Below are 19179 nucleotides of genomic sequence, written 5' to 3'. Positions count from 1 at the left end.
GAGGACATCGAATGGAACTCGTCGCCGAGCAGCCGCTCAGCATCGCTCAGACCGCAACTCTCACGCACGGCTTCACGCTGGCCGACGTCGAGCGCGCGGCCCGCATCGCGGTCAGCAAGCACGTCTTCTCCTGCGGGCTGCTCGAGGACGAGGAGCGCTACAACAGCGCCTGGCACGGCATCGCCGTCCACCTCTACGAGTGCGGCTGCGGCTGGGACGAGCAGCAGTGCAACCGCACCGGCGGCGTGATCTTCCGCGACCTGCTCTTCGCCGGCATCCACGGCATCGACGAGGCCCTCAACGCAGCTGGTCACCACCACGGCCGACCCCGAGGCGGGGCCGTCGGCACGGCGCCGAACTTCGTCCGCTACTGGGGGAGCGAGCCCCCGGCCTACACCCTGCCCAGCCGGCGCCCGAAGTACCGCGAGTCCGACGCCGACTTCGTGAGCCAGATCTGCAACCGCTTCCTGCTCCGCGAGGCACTCGCAGTCCTCACCGCCGACCAGTACGACGCGATCGCGACCCTGGCCGCGTTCGACAACGACCGCGAAGCCGCCGCCGATGCTCTAGGACTCTCGGCCACCACCTACAGCGGTCGCGTGGCCCGCGCCAGAAAGCTGATGGTGGAGGTGTGGTTCAACGGCCAGCCCGAGCTAGCGCCGCCGGTGGTGGACCCGGTCACCCAGTGCAAGCGCGGTCACGCTCGGGACGAACACGGCTACCAGCGCGGGAAGGGCGGCGCCAGCAAGTGGGGGTGCCGCGAATGCGACCGGATCACTGGACGGGAGCGCGCGCGCCGCTACCGGGCCGAGGCCAGCGCCGCCAGGGTGCTCGCCTCCGAAGACGACGTGGCCTGACGCCCTAGGACGTGCCAGAGGCACGTGGGACCGTGTTGGGCATGACCCTCTCAGCCAGCGACCCCTGCCAGGCGTGCCAGTCCACCGTGCACATCGAGAAGCGCGACGGACCCCGCCGGCAAGGCGCCGCCACGACGCCGCAGTACGAGGTCCGCGTCTGCGACAACCCAAACTGCCGCACGAACGACCCGCGCCAGCGGCGGGTCCTCGAGTCGCCCTAAAGCTTGAACCGCCACGAGATCCCGCGGCCGAGGCGAACACTGCCCCGACCGCGGGAACTCACACTCACGCGCCCACGCCGCTTCGACACCGACACACCCGACTTCGACAGGTTGAGGCCGAGGCCACGGCCCAGCCGGTAGCGACGCGAGAACGAGAGACCCATGACCGCAGGCTAGGCCTGCTCCTCCCCGGTGTCATCGAGCTCGTTCACCACGTCCAGCCAGTGGTCGAGCCGCCCCTCGAGGTCACGGACGCGCCGCTTCAAGTCGTCCTCACGGAACTCACCCGCCCACGCCGCGCCCTGCATCGCCGCCCGGGCGAACTCCTGGGCGTCTTGCGGGCCAAGGTCGACGTACAGGTTGTCGAGCCGCAGACGCACGATCCACCGGTCGTCGTCCTTCGCGACCGCGTCGATGCTCCACGCGTACTCCAGCGGCCCGTCCGGGGCCGAGATGTCGACGCCGTGGCCGACGCCCACCCGGTGGGTCACCACGCCCTGGTCGTCGGGCCGGTGGTTGCGGCGCTTGCGGGACGAGTCGCACGGCTGACGAGTGCAGCGACGCGGCTCGGGGGTAGCGCTCTCGGGCGCAGGGGTAGTACCTTCTGTCTCAGACATTGCTTTCCCCTTCGGGGACCTGGCCCTCAGAGTTGCACCTCTGGGGGCTTCTTCACGTCCTGGCGGAGTTGCACCTCCACCTGGACCTGGTGTGCGACGCGGGACGCGTCCCGCCACGACGCTCGGCTACACCAACGGCCCACCCGCCCGCCGGCTGTTCGCCTCGATGAACGCCTCGAGCTCGTCAGCCCGCACCCTCGTCTTGGTGCGAGCGCCCTTGGCGCGGATCTCGACCGCGGTCAACTTGCCGACCGCGATCAAGCCGTAGATGTGGCCGCGTGAGCAGTCGAGCTGCTCCGCTGCGCTGGTGATGGACAGCAGCCGGGTCACGAGCCCTCACCGGCCTTGCGTCGACGCGCCTGGGCCGACTTCAGCGCGATCCGCTGGTAGAAGGCACTGCGCGCGTTCTCGACCCGCCTGGCCCGCTCGTCCGGGGCGAGGGCCCCGTCGGGGTCGACCTCCCGCTCGAACCGGCGCGTCATCCCGTCCCGCGCGGCCTGCGTCGCCGCCGACCTGTCCGTCTCCCGCGCCCACCGGGCGTTCGCCGCGATCTTCGCGATCTGCCTCCGGTCACTCATGGCTCTGCTCCCTGCTCCTGGGGCGCGGTGAAGTCCGCACCCGGTCCGCAAGAAGACCATCGAGAACGGACAATGGCGGCGCACAACGAACACAGACGCGCAGGTCAGCGGGGCACATTCGGCGGCATGGCCCACAACGGGCCATGCGGGCCTCCTAGGAGACCAAGAAGGCCTGACCGCGCCTCGGCGACGAGCCCCCGTCCTCCCCCGGGAGGGCGGGGGCTCGACCGTTCCCGGACCGGCCCCGTCTGGACCGAACGCGAGCGGACCCGACCTCCTCCCACTAGTCTCGGCAGCACCCCACTCCCCCTCGTGAGGATGCCGCTGTGAGTCGCCGACCCGACGTCGAGCTCCGTCTGCCCGCCGAGACCGCGTACGTCGCGGTGCTGCGGATGACCACGGCCGGCCTGGCGGCGCGACTGGACTTCACCCTCGACGACATCGAGGACCTGCGGATGGCGGTCGGCGAGGCGTGCGCCCTGGTCCTGGAGGACGCGGTCCCCGACACCGACCTGCTGGCCGGGTTCGACCTGGGCGACGGGTCCATCCGGGTCAGCATCTCCGCCGAGGAGGTCGCCTCCGCCCCGTCATCGGGCACCGACAGCTTCGGCTGGCAGGTCCTGACCGCGCTGACGGCCGACGTCACCACCGGCACCGACGGCCCCCGTCGCGTCGTCTCCTTCACCGTGCGCTCCAGCATCGCGGCGTGACGTGGACGGCCCTGGCGACGGCGACCACCGGCGCCGTCCTCCGACCGGCGCCCAGCTCGACGTCCGCGAGCAGAGCCACCGGCTCTTCGACGAGCTGGGGAGGTCGGCGACCACCGACGCCCGGCGCGCCGACGCCCGGGAGGAGCTGGTGCGGCTGCACCTGCCGCTGGTGGACCACTGCGCGCGTCGCTTCCGCAACCGCGGTGAGCCGCTCGAGGACCTCGTGCAGGTCGGCACCATCGGGCTGATCAAGTCCGTGGACCGGTTCGACCCGCAGCGGGGGGTGGAGTTCTCGACGTACGCCACCCCGACGATCCTGGGCGAGATCAAGCGCTACTTCCGCGACAAGGGCTGGGCGATCCGCGTCCCGCGACGCCTCCAGGAGCTGCGGATGGCCCTGGGGTCCGCGACCGCCGAGATGTCCCAGGACCTGGGCCGCTCCCCGACCCCGCGCGAGCTCGCCGACCGTCTCGGGATCGAGGTCGAGGAGGTGATGGAGGGCCTGGAGTCCGCCAACGCCTACTCCACGCTGTCGCTGGACGCCAGCGACGACTCCGACGGGGTGGGCCCGAGCATGCTGGACCACCTCGGCGAGGACGACGAGGCACTGGCGCACGTCGAGATCCGCGAGTCCGTGCGGCCGCTGATCGAGGGCCTGCCCACCCGGGAGCGCCGGATCCTCGTGCTGCGGTTCTTCCGCGGCATGACCCAGTCGCAGATCGCCGACGAGATCGGCGTCTCCCAGATGCACGTGTCGCGGCTCCTGAGCCGCACCCTGGACCAGCTGCGCACCTCGATGAGCGAGGTCGGCTGAGCCGGTCGGATCAGGTCGGGCCCCGTCAGGTCAGTCGGCGCGCTCGAGGGCGTCGATCGAGCGGGGGTGCAGCAGGCCCGCCAGGACCACCGCGGCGGAGACCGCCAGCACCACGGCCACCACCAGCGTCGACCCCGAGCGGAAGTTCCAGGCCAGGCCCAGCAGCATCAGCTGGGCCAGCAGCACGGGCCCACGCGCCCACGGCCGCACGCCGTGCAGCCCCCACGCGCAGAAGAGGAGCGCCGCTCCCGCGGCCAGGAGGAACGCGGCCGTCGTCAGCCCCATGGTCAGCCGGCCGGAGCTGAGGTTGGCCACCTCGCCGATGCCGTAGAGCAGCGCCAGCAGCCCCTGCACGAAGGTCAGACCGGCCGCGGCCGAGAGCGGGGCCGGCGTGCCGTGGGGGGAGTACGGCGACCGCGTGGTCGGGTCGTCGGCCCGATCGGACTCGTCGCCCGGGTCCCCGTCAGGTGTGTCGTGGTGTGATGGCACCAGCCGAGCCTATTCCTCGGGCGCCTGTGACCAAGGCGACCTAGGGTGGGGGTTGTCATCGCGATGGGCTGTTGCGACGATCGACGCTGGGCCGTGCACCGCCACCCATGCGAGTGTGCCCGCACGACGTTTCCCCGCCACTGACACACCAGGTGAGCGGGTCACTACTAGTGAACACGTTCACGAGATGCTGGAGGGTTCCCCCACCCATGGATTGGCGCCATCGTTCCGCGTGCCTCGACGAGGACCCGGAACTGTTCTTCCCCATCGGCAACACCGGCCCCGCGATCATGCAGATCGAGGAGGCCAAGCAGGTCTGCCGTCGCTGCGAGGTGCGCGAGCAGTGCCTCGCCTGGGCTCTCGAGGCCGGGCAGGACCACGGCGTGTGGGGTGGACTCAGCGAGGACGAGCGTCGCGCTCTGAAGCGTCGCAACGCCCGTGCCCGCGTGCGCACCGCCTGAGCGGCTCGCGCCGCGCGATCAGCCGCCCCCGAGCGGCACGTCCACCGCGACCCGGGTGCCGGGGCCGTCCTGACGCGGCCCGAAGTCGATGGTGCCGCCGATCTCCCCGACCAGCGTGGTCACGATCGAGAGCCCCAGGCTGGCCGACCCCTCGACGGTGAACCCCGGCGGGAGACCCCGGCCGTCGTCCTCCACCACCAGGCGCAGCCGCTCGGGCGTGCGCGAGCCGTCCACCACGAGCCGGCCTCCCGACTCGGGCGCGAAGGCGTGCTCGACGGCGTTCTGGACCAGCTCGGTGAACACCATCGCCAACGGCGTCGCCAGCTCCGAGGGGATCGGCCCGACGCTGCCCGTGCGGGTCGTGCGCACCCGGGCCCCCACCGAGCCGATGTCGCTGACCAGGCGGGTCAACCGGTCGGCGACGTCGTCGAAGTCGACCGCCGGATCCTGGGCGAGGCTCAGGGTCTCGTGGACGACCGCGATCGCGCCCACGCGGCGTACGGCCTCCTCCAGGGCGGTGCGGCCCTCGGGTGACCCGATGCGCCGCGCCTGGAGCCGCAGCAGCGCGGCGACCGTCTGGAGGTTGTTCTTGACCCGGTGGTGGATCTCCCGGATGGTCGCGTCCTTGGTGACCAGCTCGCGGTCGCGGCGGCGCAGGTCGGTGACGTCGCGGAGGAGCACCAGCCCGCCCGTCCGCTCCCCGGTCGGACGCAGCGGGATCGCCCGCACGATCACGCTGGCCTGGGCGTTGCCGAGCTCGGTGTCGCGCGGCGCCTGCGCCCCCAGCACGGCGCCGATGGTCTCCTCGTCGGGGCGCAGGTCGGCTGGGACCAGGTCCCGCGTCGTCCCGGCCAGGGACCGGCCCGCGAGGTCGCCGGTGAGCCCGAGCTTGCGGAAGACCGACAGCGCGTTGGGGCTGGCGTAGGTCACCAGGCCCTCGGCGTCGACGCGGATGAAGCCGTCGCCCACCCGCGGGGTGTCGGCGTGCTCCGAGCGCTGCCCCGCGAACGGGAAGGCGCCCCGGGCGATCATCTGCGACAGCTCCGTGGCCGAGGCGAGGTAGGACAGCTCCAGCCGGCTGGGCGTCCGCACCCCCTGGAGGTTGGTGTTGCGAGCCACCACCGCCACCAGGTGGTCGCCCCGGCGCACCGGGATCGCCTCGACGCGCACGGGCACGTCGTCGCGCCACTCCGGGTCGCCCTCGCGGGCGATCCGGCCCTCGCGCAGGGCGACGTCGAGCAGTGGCCGACGGCCGGCGCCGAGGAAGGAGCCGACGATGTCGTCGACGAAGGCGGTGGGGCCGGTGGTCGGGCGGATCTGGGCGCCCGCCCAGTAGCCGGAGCCGTCGCGTGCCGGCAGCCAGAGCACCAGGTCGGCGAAGCTGAGGTCGGCCACGATCTGCCAGTCCGCGACCAGCATCGCCAGCCACTCCACGTCGGCGGCGGAGAGGTCGGTGTGGGTGCGGGCCAGGGCCCCCAGCGACGGCACGCGGACCACCCTAGGTGTCACCCCGGCGACGACCCGCCTCGGCCCGTGCACCGGGCTAGCCTGACGGCCATGACCTCCGAGGACCCGAGCCAGAGCGCCGCCCCCACCGAGGCCCACTCCGGCCGGCACGCGGTCGAGGTGGCCCGGGCGCACGGGGTGGAGACCATGTTCACGCTGTCGGGCGCCCACGTGTTCCCGATGTACGACGGAGCGGTGCACGCCGATCCGCCGATGCGGATCCTCGACGTGCGCCACGAGCAGACGGCCGCGTTCGCCGCCGAGGCGACCGGTCTCACCCGGGTGCCCGGCCTGGCCGTCCTCACCGCCGGTCCGGGCGTCACCAACGGGGTCAGCGCCGTGACCCAGGCGCAGTTCAGCGGCTCGCCCCTGGTCGTGGTCGGCGGCCGCGCCCCGGCCGAGCGCTGGGGGTCGGGGTCGCTCCAGGAGCTCGACCAGCCGCCGATCCTCAGCACCGTGACCAAGTCGGCCCGCACGATCCACCACGCCGAGGAGGTCGCGGACGGCGTCCACGAGGCCTTCACGCTCGCCGGGTCCTCCCACCGCGGCCCCGTCTTCGTCGACGTGCCGATGGACGCCTTCTTCGCCTCCTCCACCGTCACCCGGCCCACCACGGGTCCCCGGAGCCGGGTCGAGCCCGACGGCGAGGCGGTCGCCGCGCTGGCCGAGCTGCTGGGGACCAGCCGCCGGCCCGTGCTGGTCCTCGGCACCGACGTGTGGGCCGACGGCGCGGAGGAGGCCGCGCTGCGCCTGGTCGAGGAGCTGGGCCTGCCCGCGATCACCAACGGCATGGGCCGGGGCGTGGTGCCCGGCGGGCACCCGCTGCTGGTGACCAAGGCCCGCAGCGCCGCCTTCGCGGGCGCCGACCTGGTGGTCGTCGTGGGCACCCCGCTGGACTTCCGGCTCGGGTACGGCGTCTTCGGCGGGAAGTCCGTCGACGGCGCGCCCCCCACCCCGGCCGCCCGGGTCGCCCACGTCGCGGACTCCCCCGGCCAGCTGTCCCGGCACGCCGAGCTCGCCGCGCGCGTCAGCGGTGACCTGGGGATGGCGCTCGACGGCCTGTGCGAGGCCGTCGGACGGCTGCCGCGCCGACCCGACTGGGCCTCCTGGGTGACCACCCTCCAGGACACGGTGCGGGCGGCGACCGAGCGGGACGCCGGCCTCCTCGCCGCCGAGGCCGACCCGATCCACCCGGCCCGCATCTACGGCGAGCTGGTCCCGCGGCTGGCCGACGACGCGGTCGTGATCGGCGACGGCGGCGACTTCGTGTCCTTCGCCGGCAAGTACGTCGAGCCGAAGCGCCCCGGCGGCTGGCTCGACCCAGGCCCCTACGGCTGCCTCGGTGCCGGTCTCGGCGCGGCGATCGCGGCCCGGATCGCCCGGCCCTCGGCCCAGGTGGTGCTGCTGTACGGCGACGGCGCCGCCGGGATGTCGCTGATGGACGTCGACACCCTGGTGCGCCACGACCTGCCGGTCGTCATGGTGTGCGGCAACAACTCGGCCTGGGGGCTGGAGAAGGCCCCGATGCAGATGCTCTACGGCTACGACGTCGCCGCCGACCTGGCCCCCGCGACGAGGTACGACGAGGTGGTGCGCGCCCTGGGCGGCGCCGGGGAGACCGTGACCGACCCGCGACGGATCGGCGAGGCGCTGGACCGCGCCTTCGCCTCCGGGGTGCCCTACCTGGTCAACGTGATCACCGACGTCGACGCCGCCTACCCGCGCGCCACGTTCGGGATCTGAGCGTGGACGTCCGGCTGGCACGGCGCTCGGACCTCGAGCGCGTCGGCGAGATCACCGCGGCGGCGTACGCCGACTTCCTGGTGGGTCCGCGCGACCCCTACCTCGAACGCCTGCGCGACGCCGAGGCACGGGCGCGCGAGGCCACGCTGTGGGTGGCCGCCGACGAGCGCGACGGCCCGGGGTCCTCGGTCGTGGTGGGCTCGGTGACCACCTGCCCGCCGGGGTCGCCCTGGCGCGAGATCGCCGAGGACGGCGAGGGCGAGATGCGGATGCTGGCCGTCGATCCCGGGGAGCAGGGGCGCGGCGTCGGCCGGGTCCTGGTGGGCCACGTGCTGGCCCGCTGGCGACGCGAGGGCCTCGAGGCCGCGGTGCTCTCCAGCCTGCCCGAGATGCACGCGGCGCACCGGCTCTACGAGTCCCTGGGGTTCACCCGGGTGCCCGGGCGCGACTGGAGCCCCGTGGCGGGCACCCGGCTGATCGCCTACCGGCTCGAGCTCACGCCGGGCTGACGCGGGCCAGGAAGCGGGCGGCGTCCACCACCACCCGGGTGACCTCGCCGCTGGCCAGCAGGCGGCCGGCGGGGGCCTCGCGGACGGCGACGGAGAACCGCACCAGCCGGCCGTCGACGTGCACGACCCCGGCCGACACGGCCACGCGTCCGCCCACCGGCGTGGGCGCGGTGTGCTCGAGGGAGACCCGGGTGCCGACGCTGGTCTCGCTGTCGTCGAGCACGGGCGCGAGGGCCGCGCAGGTCGCGGCCTCGCACCACGCCAGCAGTCGCGGCGTGGCCAGCACCGGCAGCGAGCCGGACCCCAGGGCCTCCGCGGTGTCCTCGGGCGTCACCACGCGCTCCTCGCGGGCCTCCAGGCCCACCTGCAGCTGGCCGCGGGGGCTCACGGGAGCAGCACGTCGAACTTCTCGACGTCTCCCCCGGCGGGCTCGATCGTGACCTCGCCGAAGACGACGTACGTCGCCAGGCGGCCGTCGTAGGGGTGGTAGAGGCCGGTGCACCCGCCGATGGCGAAGGCCAGGGCGACGAGGTCGCGGACCTGCTCCTCGCCGACCTCCAAGGGGGAGGTGGTCAGCGCGACCACGTCGTGCTCGGTGCCGAAGGCCCGCACGCGCTCGGCGGTGCGGCTCATCTCCTCCAGGATGGTGGCGTTGTCCCAGGCCCACACGAAGCTGCCGGCCTTGCTGCTCCAGGAGCCGAGGATCTGGGCGGGGGCGGAGACCACGCGGTCCGCGAAGGTCCACACCACCCGGCCCTCGCGCTGGTCCAGGCTCCACCGGTCGGCGGACCCCAGGCCCCACCGCTCGGCGTGGGCGCGGGTGCTCTCGGCGATGTGGTCCTGCCCCTGCATCAGCAGGTCGGCGAGGTCGTTGTCCATGGGGTCATCCAAACACCCGGGCCCCAGCAACGGCGTCCCGGACGGCCCTCGGGACGGGCCCCGGACGCGCAGAAGCCCCGGACCCGGCTACGACCGGTGGTCCGAGGCCTCGACGACAGGTGCCCCACGTGGGGAGGCACCCGGGCCCGAGCGGTGCTCAGGCGTTGGGGCGCTTGCCGTGGTTGGCTGCCTTCTTCTTGCGAGCGCGGCGCTTGCGTCCGGTCTTGCCCATGGTGGTCCTCCTGTGGCTCGGTGTCCCGGACGTCTCACCCGGGACCGCCGACCATCCTCTCAGGTCCCCCGCACCTCTGACGAATCCGGTGCGGTACGACGCCGTGGTGGCCCTGGTGGGGAGCCCGGCTCAGTCGTGGCGGGTGATCTGGACCTGCGCCTGGTGCAGCGAGAACATCACGCGCTGGCGCAGTCCCTCGGGGGCCACCTCGGTGCAGGACCGGGCGACCAGCGTCTTGACGGTGCGCTCGAGGTCGTAGCGCGCCAGGCACGGCCCGCAGTCGTCGAGGTGCTGCTGGATCTCGGCGCAGTCGGCCTTGTCCAGCTCGTTGTCGAGGAAGAAGAAGACGCGTCCGAGGACCTCGGAGCAGTCGGTGGGCTCCTGCGCGCTCATCGGGTGACCCCCTTGGTCGCCGAGCTGGAGATCAGGTCGTTGTCGCGGACGTAGTCGGCGAGCATCTCGCGCAGCTGGCGCCGACCGCGGTGCAGACGCGACATCACGGTGCCGATGGGCGTCTCCATGATCTCGGCGATCTCCTTGTACGGGAAGCCCTCGACGTCGGCGAGGTAGACGGCCAGCCGGAAGTCCTCGGGCAGGCGCTGCAGCGCGTCCTTCACGTCGGAGTCGGGGAGGTGCTCCAGCGCCTCGGTCTCGGCCGACTTCAGGCCGGCGGAGGAGTGGGACTCGGCCCGGGCGAGCTGCCAGTCCTCGACGTCCTCGGCCATCGACTGCTGCGGCTGCCGCTGCTTCTTGCGGTAGGTGTTGATGAAGGTGTTGGTCAGGATCCGGTAGAGCCACGCCTTGAGGTTGGTGCCCGGACGGAACTGGTGGAAGGACCCGTAGGCCTTCGCGAACGTCTCCTGGACGAGGTCCTCGGCGTCGGCCGGGTTGCGCGTCATCCGCATCGCGGCGGAGTAGAGCTGGTCCAGGAACGGCATCGCGTCGCGCTCGAAGCGCAGCTGGCGCTCGGCGTCGGACTCGGTGGCCGGGTCGATCGTGGCGGGGTCGATCCCGTCCTCGGCGGCACGCAGGTCGTCGAGGGGGCTGAGCGGTGCGGTGTCGGAGCTTGTGGGGTCACTCATCGTGTCCCAGAGTAGCGACTCGTGGGCGACCTGTGGTCGCTCGATGGTGTCCAGCAACGGACTCCCCCTCTGCTCGTCGTGACGGTGACGTGGAGGTGAACACGGGCAGGTCAGGTTCGATTCCCCGCCACGTCGCGCACGATCCACTCCAGCGTCGCCTCGAGCACGACGGCCAGCGCCTCCTCCTGCGTGACCGGCCCCGACCTCAGCACCTTCATCCCGTGGTCGGCACCCGGCACGACGGCCAGGTCGAGGTCGTCCGGGAACTCCTCGGGCGTCCCGAAGGGGTCCCGCTCGCCCTGGACGACCAGGGTCCGCACGCGGGCCCGGTGCAGCTCCTCCAGGCGGGACCGCTCGGGCTTGCCGGGCGGGTGCAGCGGGAAGGCCAGGGCCAGGACGCCGACCGCACCGACGCCGCGGGCGATCCGGCAGGCCGAGCGCGCCCCGGCGCTGCGACCACCCACGACCAGCGGGGTGCGCGTGCGCATCGAGTCCATGACGGCCACGAAGCACTCGTCGATGACCGCGGGTCGCGGCGCCAGCCGGCCCCCGGCCACGCGCCAGGGCATCTCCACCAGGGTCGTGGAGATGTCCTGCTGCGGCAGCGAGCGGGCCAGCCGGACCAGGTCCGGCGCGTCGATCCCGCCCCCGGCCCCGTGGGTCAGCACCAGGGTGGCGATCGGTCGGCTCGCACGGCGTACGACGACCCGGGCATCGCCCCGCGGGGTGGGGACGAGCCGCGTGCTGACCACCCCTCAGCCCTCCTCGAGGGCGATCGGCGCCACCAGCTCGGGACCGTTGTTGCGGACGTTGGAGACCAGCGTGGAGACCGGCCGTGCCTCAAGCCGGCCGGGGGCGGCGGGCTCGAGCAGCCCCAGCAGGGTGTCGCGGTCGTGCACCCGGGGGTCCAGCCACGCGTCGTACCGGTCGGGGGTGAGCATCAGCGGCATCCGCTCGTGGATGTGGCCCAGCGAGTCCTCCGCGGTCGTGGTGAGCACCGTGCAGGTCCAGCGGAAGCGGTCCGGGTCGTCCTCGGCCCGGTCCGGGTCGCGCCAGATCTCGTAGAGCCCGGCCATCGCCAGGACGCCGCCGTCGGCGGGGGCGATGTAGTAGGGCTGCTTGCGGGGCTTGCCGGCGCGGGTGAGCTCCTGGGTGGGGTACCACTCGTAGTAGCCGTCGGCGGGCAGCAGGGCACGGCGACGCTCGAAGGCGCGGCGGTAGGCCGGCTTCTCCGCGACCGTCTCCATCCGGGCGTTGATCATCCGGCTGCCGATCGAGGGGTCCTTGGCCCACGACGGCACCAGCCCCCAGGTCAGGACCCGCAGCTGACGCTCGGGGGCCGTCGGCTCCCCCGCCCCGTCCGGGTCCGCCCGGGGCGGGCGCTCCACGACGGCGTACACCGGCTTGGTGGGGGCCACGTTCCAGTCCGGGTCGAGCCGCGGGAGGTCGGGGCCCTGGGGACCACGGAGGATCTCGAACTCCTCCACCAGGTCCTCGGGCTGCCGACTGGAGGCGTAGCGACCGCACATGCGGCTCAGGCTAGTGCGTCCCCCGTGCGTCTCCCGAGCGTCTTCCCTGCGTCCGGGGTCCTCGCTTCGGCCGCTTGATCCCCCGACGATCGGGTAAAGATGTAGCCATGACCGTCACACGACTCCTCGCCCGCCCGATGCTCGCCTCGATCTTCGTCGTCGGCGGGGTCAACGCGCTCAAGAACGCGCCCGCCCTGGCCTCGGCCGCCAAGCCCGTGGTCGACAAGATCCGCCCGACCCTGGACCAGGCGCTGCCGGTCAACGTCCCCCAGGACACCGTCACCCTGGTGCGCATCAACGCCGCCGCACAGCTGCTCGCGGGCATCTCGCTGGCCCGCGGCCGCGCCCCCCGCGTCTCGAGCACCGTGCTGGCCGCCTCCCTGGTCCCCACCACCGTCGCCGGGCACCAGTTCTGGAACGAGACCGACCCGGCCGCCAAGGCCCAGCAGCGCATCCACTTCTTCAAGAACCTCTCCCTGCTCGGCGGCCTGATCCTCGCCGCCGTCGACACCGAGGGTCGTCCCGGCGTGGCCTGGCGCGCCCAGCACGCCGGCACCACCGTCAAGCGCGAGGCCAAGCTGCTCAAGCGCCAGGCCAAGGTCGAGGCCAAGCTCGCCGCGAAGTCGGTCCGGGCCTAACCTCGGGGGCGTGGAGACACGCCTAGACCTCTGGCCCGCGCCCGTCGCGCGACGGCCCCTCGACGCCAGCATCACGCTGCCCGGTTCGAAGTCCCTCACGAACCGGGCCCTGGTGCTGGCGTCGTTGTCGTCCGGCCCCTCGGTGGTGCGCCGGGCGCTGCGCTCCCGCGACACCGAGCTGATGGCCCGTGCGCTGACGGACCTGGGGTCGGCCGTCGACGTCTCCGGCGACGACTGGACGGTCACCCCCGGGGCGCTGGGCGCCGCCCACGTCGACTGCGGGCTCGCCGGCACCGTGATGCGGTTCGTCCCTCCCGTCGCGGCCCTGGCCCACGGGGCGGTCACCTTCGACGGAGACGTCCACGCCCGCACCCGTCCCATGTCGGAGGTCCTGGTGGCGCTGCGCGGCCTCGGCGTCACCGTCGAGGACGAAGGACGCGGCACGCTGCCCTTCACCGTGCGGGGCGACGGCTCGGTCCGCGGCGGGACCGTGGTCATCGACGCGTCGGCCTCGAGCCAGTTCATCTCCGCGCTGCTGCTCGCCGGGGCGGCGTACGACGAGGGGGTGGACGTGCGCCACGACGGCAAGCCGGTGCCCTCGCTCCCCCACATCGACATGACGGTCGCCTGCCTGCGCGAGCACGGCGTCGAGGTCGACGACAGCGACGCCAACCGCTGGCACGTGCCGCCCCAGCCCATCCGGGCCACCGACGTGACCATCGAGCCCGACCTGTCCAACGCCGCGCCCTTCCTGATGCTGGCCATGACCAGCGGCGGCCGGGTGACCGTGCCGGGCTGGCCCACCGGCACCACCCAGCCCGGGGACCACCTGCGCGACCTGCTGGCCCGGATGGGCGCCGAGGTGACCCTCGACGACGCCGGCCTGACGGTGGCCGGCAGCGGCACCGTCGGCGGCCTGGACGCCGACCTGCACGACGTCGGCGAGCTCGCCCCCGCGATCGCGGCGCTGTGCGCGGTGGCCGACGGCCCCTCCCGCCTGCGCGGCATCGCCCACATCCGCGGGCACGAGACCGACCGCCTCTCCGCCCTGGCCGCCGAGCTCACCGGCCTCGGCGCGGGCGTGGAGGAGCACGAGGACGGTCTGAGCATCGTGCCGGCGCCCCTGCACGGCGGGGAGTTCAAGACCTACGCCGACCACCGGATGGCCCACGCCGCGGTCATCATCGGCTCGGTGGTCGAGGGCGTCCTGGTGGAGGACGTGGGCACCACCGCCAAGACCTTCCCGGGGTTCGCCGAGGTCTGGGCGGGCCTCGTCGGGTGACCCGCTACGACCAGTACGACCCCGAGAGCTTCGACCGGCCGCGCCGGCACACCCGGCCGCGCACCAAGGACCGACCCAGCTACGACGACGCCGTGCCGGCCGTCGTGGTCACGGTCGACCGGGGCCGCTACACCTGCCGGCTCGACCTGCCGGCGGGCACCGAGCGCACCGAGCTGCTGGGCGGCCCCGGGGGCGGCCTGGTCACCGCGATGAAGTCGCGCCCGCTGGGCCGCAAGGGCGTCGTCGTCGGCGACCGCGTGCGGCTGGTGGGCGACACGAGCGGCGCCGACGGCAGCCTCGCGCGCATCGTGCTCGTGGACCCGCGCTCGACGGTGCTGCGCCGCACGGCCGACGACGACGACCCGGTCGAGCGGGTGATCGTGGCCAACGCCGAGCAGCTGGTCATCGTCACCGCCCTGGCCGACCCCGAGCCCCGGGTGGGCCTGATCGACCGCGCCCTCGTGGCGGCGTACGACGCGGGGATGGAGCCGCTGCTCTGCCTGACCAAGGCCGACCTGGCCACCCCCGACGCCCTGCTGGCCGCCTACCGGCCGCTCGGGGTCGACCACGTCGTGACCCAGCGAGGCGGTGACGTCGGCGAGCTCACCGACCGCCTGCACGGGCGCACCAGCGTGATGCTGGGCCACAGCGGCGTCGGCAAGTCGACCCTGGTCAACGCCCTGGTCCCGGACGCCCGCCGCGAGGTCGGCGTGGTGAACGCCGTGACCGGGCGCGGGCGGCACACCTCGACCAGCGCGCTGATGCTCTCGCTGCCCGGCGGCGGCTGGATCGTGGACACCCCGGGCATCCGGTCCTTCGGGCTGGCCCACGTGCAGCCGGACGTGCTGATCACGCACTTCGGGGACCTGACCGAGCTCACCGCGTCGTGCCCGCGGGGGTGCACCCACGGGGCGGGCGAGCCCGAGTGCGGCCTCGACGAGGCCGAGGGTCAGCAGGCCGAGCGCGTGCAGTCCTTCCGGCGGCTCCTGGCCAGCCGGGAGGCCGGGGACGCCGGCTGGTGAGCCTGGTGCCCACCGGCCGACGCCACCCGAGGTCCCGCGGCGAGGGGCCTCAGCCCTTCCAGACCGAGCGGGCGCCGGCGTCACCGGTGAGGTAGACGAGCACCAGCACGACGATCGCGAGCAGCGGGAGCAGCACCACCAGGGGCTTCTCCAGCACCGCGACCCTGGCGACGCGGTCGCCGCCGGTGATGCGGCTGACGACCGGCATGACCACGAAGGCCACGATCATCACCACCGCGAGGACGTACATCGCGACCTGCAGCTTGTCGGCGTACTCGGAGTGCTCGTGGATCAGGGCCGAGCGCGGCCCCCTGGTCTCCTGGAGGTTCTCCCCGGTCAGCGTGGCTGCCTGGACAAAGAGAGCGGCGAGGATCGAGAGGACGAGGGCGGGCCAGCGGGCCGCCCACCTCCACCTGGGTACGACGAACGCGATCACGGAGAGCGCGGCGAGCGGGACGAACACGACGGCTGCGTGCACGACCAGGGGGTGCAGGGGAACACCGTTGATTTCCATGTCGGCAGGGTAGCGGCGCAGGTCACGCCGCCGCGGGCTTAGCCTGTGACCCATGCCGTCCGACTTCACCGACGACCTCCGGCTCGCCCACGTGCTGGCCGACGACGCCGACTCCACGGCCTCGTCGCGCTTCAAGGCCCTCGACCTGCACGTGATGACCAAGCCCGACCTCACGCCGGTGACCGACGCCGACAAGTCCGTGGAGGAGGGCATCCGTCGGGTGCTCTCCCGGGCCCGCCCCCGCGACGCCGTCCTGGGCGAGGAGTCCGGCTCGACCGGCCACAGCCAGCGTCGCTGGGTGGTCGACCCGATCGACGGCACCAAGAACTTCGTCCGCGGCGTCCCGGTGTGGGCCAGCTTGATCTCCCTGATGGTCGACGACGAGGTCGTCGTCGGCGTGGTCTCGGCCCCGATGCTCAACCGGCGCTGGTGGGCGATGAAGGGCGGCGGCGCCTGGACCGGCAAGTCGCTCCTGCGCGCCTCCCGCTGCCAGGTCAGCGACGTCTCGCGCGTCGAGGACGCCTCGCTGTCCTACTCCTCGCTCTCGGGCTGGGACGAGCGCGGGCGGCTCGACGACTTCCTGTCCCTGTCGCGCCGCTGCTGGCGCACGCGGGCGTACGGCGACTTCTGGTCCTACATGATGGTGGCCGAGGGCGCCGTCGACATCGCGACCGAGCCGCAGCTCGAGGTGTACGACATGGCCGCCCTCGACGTGATCGTGCGCGAGGCCGGCGGCGTGTTCACCTCGCTCGAGGGGGAGCCCGGACCGGCCGGCGGCAGCGCCCTGGCCACCAACGGCAAGCTGCACGACCAGGCGTTGGCCTTCCTCGGCGCGCTCGGCGAGGAGGACGGGGGCGACCACCACACCGGTGGGACGGTCCACGACCTCAACTCCCGCCGCGGCGAGCAGTCGACCCCCTCCCCCCGCCCGTACGAGGACTGAGGCCGGCCCGCACGCCCTCCCCGCGGGACCCGGCCGCGGGGTCACCTGGTGGCCTTCGCCCCTGGGCAGGGGCCCGCGCGAGCACTATGTTCGTCGGACCCCGGGCACGACCGGTTCGCGCGCCCGGCCCACCGAAGGGCTCGCCATGAAGATCTCCGACGTCATCCGCACCAAGTCCAGCGCTGGCACCGTCACGGTGGCGCCCGAGTCCACGGTGCGCGAGCTGCTCGCGGTGCTGGCCGAGCACAACATCGGGGCGGCCGTGGTGAGCTCCGACGGCAGCACGGTCGAGGGGATCGTGAGCGAGCGCGACGTCGTGCGCCACCTGCACCGCGAGGAGGGCGTCCTGGACGGCTCGGTGGCCGCGATCATGACCGCCCGCGTGCGCACCTGCGAGCCGCACGAGGACCTCGACGGGTTGATGGCCCAGATGACCGAGCACCGGATCCGGCACGTGCCCGTCGTCCAGGACGGTCGGCTCGTCGGCGTCGTCAGCATCGGCGACGTCGTGAAGAACCGCATCGACCAGCTGGAGTTCGAGCGTGACCAGCTCGACTCCTACGTCCACCAGGGCTGAGCCCGGGCGGGTCAGGCGCGCTGGCGCGGACGCAGCTCCTTGGCGGCGTACTTGCCGACCTGCCAGGTGGCGTGGGCGTCGGAGCTCGCGCCGACCAGGCCGCCGGCGACGGGGACCCGCTTGCCGACGGTGGTGACCAGACGGCGCCCGGCGACGCCGCTGATCAGGGCGGCGGCGACCTGGCGGGAGACCTGGCGGTCGAGCTCCTCGGAGTGGTCCTGCACCGTGGCGATGTGGCGCGGGGTGCCGGGCAGCTTGCCGGACTTCACCAGCTGCCGCACGTCGCCCTCGCCCAGGATGCAGGCCAGGATCGCGTTGTGGACCCGGGGGTCGGCCAGGTCGTAGCCGTGCAGGTGGGCGATGCCGGCGACCATGCGGCACTGCAGCAGGGCCAGTCCCGCCAGGTTGGCGGGGATGGTCGCGGCCAGCGTGACCAGGCCGCCGAGGTTGGTGGCGAAGCCCTGGGCCCCTGCGAACTTCACGTGGTTGGAGATCAGGTCCTTGACCGCCGCGTCGACGGCCGCAGGGCCGGTGCCCTGCTGCTCGGCCAGCTGGCTCTCGGCCGCCGCGGCCGCACCCTTGAGCGGACCGACGCCGGCGATGGCCTGGGCCAGCGCGCGGTGGATGACCGCGGACGCCGGTCCGGGCGCGATGTCGGCGGCCCTGGGGGCGAAGCGGTGGGTGATCCGGCTGGTGATGCCCATGCTGGGGGCTCCTTCGTCGATGGACCGTCCGGCGGACGTCTGAGGTGTGCGGCCCGAGGGCGTGCTCGTACCCCGTGCCGCCCTCGTGAGACGCGCGGGAGCCGGGATCGTCACGCCGGGGTGAGCAGGCTCACGCGGCCGCGGGGTCCGTCCCGGTCGGGTCGACCCACAGGCAGAACGGGTGTCCTGCGGGGTCCAGGCAGACCCGGACGTCCTCCTGGGGCTGGTGGTCGGCGAGCGCCGCCCCGCACCCCAGCGCGTGGGTCAGGGCACCCTCCAGGTCGTCGACCTGGACCTCCAGGTGCACCTGGAGGGGCGGGGCGTCGGCGCGGGTCGGCCACGCCGGGGGCCGGTGGCCCTCGTCGAGGTCGAAGGCCAGCGTGATCGTCGGCGTGCGCAGGACCACCCAGGTCGGGTCCTGGGGCACCGGGCGGTCCTGTCCCAGCAGGTCGGCGTAGAAGCGCGCCAGACCCGCCGGGTCGGCGCTGGAGAGGGTCACGGTGGAGACGCGGATCCCGTACGGCACGGGACCAGTGAACCTCGCGGACGGGGTCAGGCACCACCCTCCCCGACGTGGGTCCGTGCGTGGGAGGGTGTCGGGATGACTGAGCAGAAGCCTGAGATCGACTTCATCGACGGCCCGCCCCCGGCGGACCTCCAGATCACGGACGTGACCGAGGGCGACGGCCCCGAGGCCACCGCCGGCAGCACCGTGTCGGTGCACTACGTGGGCGTGGCCCACTCCACGGGCGAGGAGTTCGACGCGTCGTACAACCGCGGCGCCCCGCTGGACTTCCGCCTCGGGGTCGGCCAGGTCATCTCCGGCTGGGACACCGGCGTGCAGGGCATGAAGGTCGGCGGCCGCCGCCAGCTCGTGATCCCCCCGCACCTGGGGTACGGCGACCGTGGGGCCGGCGGGGTCATCAAGCCCGGCGAGACCCTGATCTTCGTGGTGGACCTGATCTCGGTCCGCTGACCCCCGGGCGGCTCCTGGCTACCAGGGGACGTCGATCTCGGCGTCCCCGCTGGCCACCCGGGCGGAGACGCCCCCCAGCGTGACCACGTCGCCGGCCACCAGCTGGCGCCCGCGGCGGGTGTCCACCTCGCCGTTGACCTGCACCAGGCCCCGACCGACGACCTCCTTGGCCTCGGCCCCGGACTCGATCAGGTTGGCCAGCTTGAGGAACTGACCCAGGCGGATCACCTCGTCCCGGATGGGGACGTCCTCGACCGGGTCCTGCGGCTTCTTGCGGGTCCAGCGCTTCACGGGGT

At 73.3% G+C, this 19179-nt stretch carries 30 protein-coding genes; 13 read left to right on the top strand and 17 right to left on the bottom strand.

What is annotated here, in order from left to right; all coding sequences use genetic code 11:
* The first annotated feature begins 11 nt into the window (after positions 1 to 11).
* Together ACYVDA_RS13380 and ACYVDA_RS13375 are read left to right on the top strand one after the other, a co-directional pair.
* Positions 12 to 857: a hypothetical protein gene (locus tag ACYVDA_RS13380; RefSeq protein ID WP_460818880.1), complete on the top strand. Its 846-nt coding sequence runs from the start codon at positions 12 to 14 to the stop codon at positions 855 to 857.
* Between the two features lie 41 nt (positions 858 to 898).
* Entirely contained in the window at positions 899 to 1078 is a 180-nt protein-coding gene (locus tag ACYVDA_RS13375; RefSeq protein ID WP_460818879.1) for a hypothetical protein, read from the top strand.
* Here the strand turns inward: ACYVDA_RS13375 and ACYVDA_RS13370 are convergent.
* The 4 genes from ACYVDA_RS13370 to ACYVDA_RS13355 form a co-directional block, all read right to left on the bottom strand.
* Positions 1075 to 1242 (bottom strand): DUF4236 domain-containing protein, encoded by a 168-nt coding sequence (locus tag ACYVDA_RS13370; protein ID WP_460818878.1) that lies wholly within the window; start codon positions 1240 to 1242, stop codon positions 1075 to 1077. The genes ACYVDA_RS13375 and ACYVDA_RS13370 overlap by 4 nt on opposite strands.
* Positions 1243 to 1251: 9 nt before the next feature.
* Complete coding sequence (locus tag ACYVDA_RS13365; protein ID WP_460818877.1) at positions 1252 to 1572, bottom strand: hypothetical protein; 321 nt, start codon at positions 1570 to 1572, stop codon at positions 1252 to 1254.
* A 249-nt stretch (positions 1573 to 1821) separates the two neighbouring features.
* Positions 1822 to 2025, bottom strand: coding sequence for a helix-turn-helix domain-containing protein (locus tag ACYVDA_RS13360; RefSeq protein WP_460818876.1), 204 nt, complete (start codon positions 2023 to 2025; stop codon positions 1822 to 1824).
* On the bottom strand, positions 2022 to 2273 hold the full coding sequence (locus tag ACYVDA_RS13355) for a hypothetical protein (protein ID WP_460818875.1): 252 nt from the start codon (positions 2271 to 2273) through the stop codon (positions 2022 to 2024). Before ACYVDA_RS13355 ends, ACYVDA_RS13360 begins: the two co-directional genes overlap by 4 nt.
* Positions 2274 to 2599: 326 nt before the next feature.
* On the opposite strand from ACYVDA_RS13355, the gene ACYVDA_RS13350 reads away from it, so the two are divergent.
* Positions 2600 to 2983 (top strand): ATP-binding protein, encoded by a 384-nt coding sequence (locus ACYVDA_RS13350; RefSeq protein WP_460818874.1) that lies wholly within the window; start codon positions 2600 to 2602, stop codon positions 2981 to 2983.
* 1 nt (position 2984) lies between these two features.
* Entirely contained in the window at positions 2985 to 3797 is an 813-nt protein-coding gene (locus tag ACYVDA_RS13345; protein ID WP_460818873.1) for an RNA polymerase sigma factor SigF, read from the top strand.
* A gap of 30 nt (positions 3798 to 3827) precedes the next feature.
* Here ACYVDA_RS13345 and ACYVDA_RS13340 read toward each other — a convergent pair whose 3' ends face one another.
* Positions 3828 to 4286 (bottom strand): hypothetical protein, encoded by a 459-nt coding sequence (locus ACYVDA_RS13340; RefSeq protein ID WP_460818872.1) that lies wholly within the window; start codon positions 4284 to 4286, stop codon positions 3828 to 3830.
* 209 nt (positions 4287 to 4495) lie between these two features.
* Here ACYVDA_RS13340 and ACYVDA_RS13335 point away from each other — a divergent pair, with 209 nt between their 5' ends.
* Complete coding sequence (locus tag ACYVDA_RS13335) at positions 4496 to 4747, top strand: WhiB family transcriptional regulator (protein WP_460818871.1); 252 nt, start codon at positions 4496 to 4498, stop codon at positions 4745 to 4747.
* Positions 4748 to 4765: 18 nt separating this feature from the next.
* Here ACYVDA_RS13335 and ACYVDA_RS13330 read toward each other — a convergent pair whose 3' ends face one another.
* Positions 4766 to 6235: a sensor histidine kinase gene (locus ACYVDA_RS13330; protein WP_460818870.1), complete on the bottom strand. Its 1470-nt coding sequence runs from the start codon at positions 6233 to 6235 to the stop codon at positions 4766 to 4768.
* Positions 6236 to 6304: 69 nt separating this feature from the next.
* Here ACYVDA_RS13330 and ACYVDA_RS13325 point away from each other — a divergent pair, with 69 nt between their 5' ends.
* Both ACYVDA_RS13325 and ACYVDA_RS13320 read left to right on the top strand, forming a co-directional pair.
* Positions 6305 to 7996, top strand: a complete 1692-nt coding sequence (locus tag ACYVDA_RS13325; protein ID WP_460818869.1) for an acetolactate synthase — start codon at positions 6305 to 6307, stop codon at positions 7994 to 7996.
* 2 nt (positions 7997 to 7998) lie between these two features.
* Positions 7999 to 8505, top strand: a complete 507-nt coding sequence (locus tag ACYVDA_RS13320; protein ID WP_460818868.1) for a GNAT family N-acetyltransferase — start codon at positions 7999 to 8001, stop codon at positions 8503 to 8505.
* On the opposite strand, the gene ACYVDA_RS13315 is transcribed toward ACYVDA_RS13320, so the two are convergent.
* From ACYVDA_RS13315 to ACYVDA_RS13285, 7 genes are all read right to left on the bottom strand, one after another.
* Positions 8492 to 8893, bottom strand: a complete 402-nt coding sequence (locus tag ACYVDA_RS13315) for a thioesterase family protein (protein ID WP_460818867.1) — start codon at positions 8891 to 8893, stop codon at positions 8492 to 8494. The genes ACYVDA_RS13320 and ACYVDA_RS13315 overlap by 14 nt on opposite strands.
* Positions 8890 to 9384: a DUF6882 domain-containing protein gene (locus tag ACYVDA_RS13310; protein ID WP_460818866.1), complete on the bottom strand. Its 495-nt coding sequence runs from the start codon at positions 9382 to 9384 to the stop codon at positions 8890 to 8892. Before ACYVDA_RS13310 ends, ACYVDA_RS13315 begins: the two co-directional genes overlap by 4 nt.
* A 157-nt stretch (positions 9385 to 9541) precedes the next feature.
* Positions 9542 to 9616, bottom strand: coding sequence for a 50S ribosomal protein bL37 (locus ACYVDA_RS13305; RefSeq protein WP_371863162.1), 75 nt, complete (start codon positions 9614 to 9616; stop codon positions 9542 to 9544).
* Positions 9617 to 9745: 129 nt separating this feature from the next.
* Positions 9746 to 10009 carry a mycothiol system anti-sigma-R factor gene (gene rsrA / locus ACYVDA_RS13300; protein ID WP_460818865.1) on the bottom strand — a complete coding sequence of 88 codons (264 nt, stop codon included), beginning with the start codon at positions 10007 to 10009 and terminating at the stop codon, positions 9746 to 9748.
* The gene (locus tag ACYVDA_RS13295; RefSeq protein ID WP_460818864.1) at positions 10006 to 10698 is read right to left on the bottom strand and encodes a sigma-70 family RNA polymerase sigma factor; all 693 of its coding nucleotides are present in this window, start codon (positions 10696 to 10698) and stop codon (positions 10006 to 10008) included. Before ACYVDA_RS13295 ends, rsrA begins: the two co-directional genes overlap by 4 nt.
* Positions 10699 to 10808: 110 nt before the next feature.
* Entirely contained in the window at positions 10809 to 11450 is a 642-nt protein-coding gene (locus ACYVDA_RS13290) for an alpha/beta hydrolase family protein (protein WP_460818863.1), read from the bottom strand.
* A 3-nt stretch (positions 11451 to 11453) separates the two neighbouring features.
* Entirely contained in the window at positions 11454 to 12227 is a 774-nt protein-coding gene (locus ACYVDA_RS13285) for an SOS response-associated peptidase (RefSeq protein WP_460818862.1), read from the bottom strand.
* Between the two features lie 107 nt (positions 12228 to 12334).
* Here ACYVDA_RS13285 and ACYVDA_RS13280 point away from each other — a divergent pair, with 107 nt between their 5' ends.
* The 3 genes from ACYVDA_RS13280 to rsgA are packed head-to-tail and all read left to right on the top strand — an operon-like array spanning position 12335 to position 15169.
* Entirely contained in the window at positions 12335 to 12865 is a 531-nt protein-coding gene (locus ACYVDA_RS13280) for a DoxX family protein (protein WP_460818861.1), read from the top strand.
* 10 nt (positions 12866 to 12875) lie between these two features.
* Positions 12876 to 14147: a 3-phosphoshikimate 1-carboxyvinyltransferase gene (aroA, locus tag ACYVDA_RS13275; RefSeq protein WP_460818860.1), complete on the top strand. Its 1272-nt coding sequence runs from the start codon at positions 12876 to 12878 to the stop codon at positions 14145 to 14147.
* Positions 14144 to 15169, top strand: coding sequence for a ribosome small subunit-dependent GTPase A (rsgA, locus tag ACYVDA_RS13270; protein ID WP_460818859.1), 1026 nt, complete (start codon positions 14144 to 14146; stop codon positions 15167 to 15169). Before aroA ends, rsgA begins: the two co-directional genes overlap by 4 nt.
* A 49-nt stretch (positions 15170 to 15218) precedes the next feature.
* On the opposite strand, the gene ACYVDA_RS13265 is transcribed toward rsgA, so the two are convergent.
* Complete coding sequence (locus ACYVDA_RS13265; RefSeq protein ID WP_460818858.1) at positions 15219 to 15683, bottom strand: DUF2231 domain-containing protein; 465 nt, start codon at positions 15681 to 15683, stop codon at positions 15219 to 15221.
* Positions 15684 to 15735: 52 nt separating this feature from the next.
* Here ACYVDA_RS13265 and hisN point away from each other — a divergent pair, with 52 nt between their 5' ends.
* Both hisN and ACYVDA_RS13255 read left to right on the top strand, forming a co-directional pair.
* On the top strand, positions 15736 to 16626 hold the full coding sequence (gene hisN / locus ACYVDA_RS13260; protein ID WP_460818857.1) for a histidinol-phosphatase: 891 nt from the start codon (positions 15736 to 15738) through the stop codon (positions 16624 to 16626).
* A gap of 145 nt (positions 16627 to 16771) precedes the next feature.
* Positions 16772 to 17203 carry a CBS domain-containing protein gene (locus tag ACYVDA_RS13255; RefSeq protein WP_460818856.1) on the top strand — a complete coding sequence of 144 codons (432 nt, stop codon included), beginning with the start codon at positions 16772 to 16774 and terminating at the stop codon, positions 17201 to 17203.
* Positions 17204 to 17214: 11 nt separating this feature from the next.
* Here the strand turns inward: ACYVDA_RS13255 and ACYVDA_RS13250 are convergent, their stop codons facing one another.
* Both ACYVDA_RS13250 and ACYVDA_RS13245 read right to left on the bottom strand, forming a co-directional pair.
* Positions 17215 to 17907, bottom strand: a complete 693-nt coding sequence (locus ACYVDA_RS13250) for an EcsC family protein (protein WP_460818855.1) — start codon at positions 17905 to 17907, stop codon at positions 17215 to 17217.
* Positions 17908 to 18037: 130 nt separating this feature from the next.
* Entirely contained in the window at positions 18038 to 18433 is a 396-nt protein-coding gene (locus ACYVDA_RS13245; protein WP_460818854.1) for a VOC family protein, read from the bottom strand.
* A gap of 75 nt (positions 18434 to 18508) precedes the next feature.
* Between ACYVDA_RS13245 and ACYVDA_RS13240 the strand changes: the two genes are divergently transcribed.
* Positions 18509 to 18883: an FKBP-type peptidyl-prolyl cis-trans isomerase gene (locus ACYVDA_RS13240; protein ID WP_460818853.1), complete on the top strand. Its 375-nt coding sequence runs from the start codon at positions 18509 to 18511 to the stop codon at positions 18881 to 18883.
* An 18-nt stretch (positions 18884 to 18901) separates the two neighbouring features.
* Here the strand turns inward: ACYVDA_RS13240 and ACYVDA_RS13235 are convergent, their stop codons facing one another.
* The gene (locus ACYVDA_RS13235; RefSeq protein ID WP_460819080.1) at positions 18902 to 19123 is read right to left on the bottom strand and encodes an RNA-binding S4 domain-containing protein; all 222 of its coding nucleotides are present in this window, start codon (positions 19121 to 19123) and stop codon (positions 18902 to 18904) included.
* Positions 19124 to 19179: the final 56 nt, after the last annotated feature.

The organism is Nocardioides korecus (assembly GCF_054778395.1).
The sequence above is the reverse complement of the archived record's forward strand: the minus strand, read 5'-3'. Positions and strand labels throughout refer to the sequence as shown.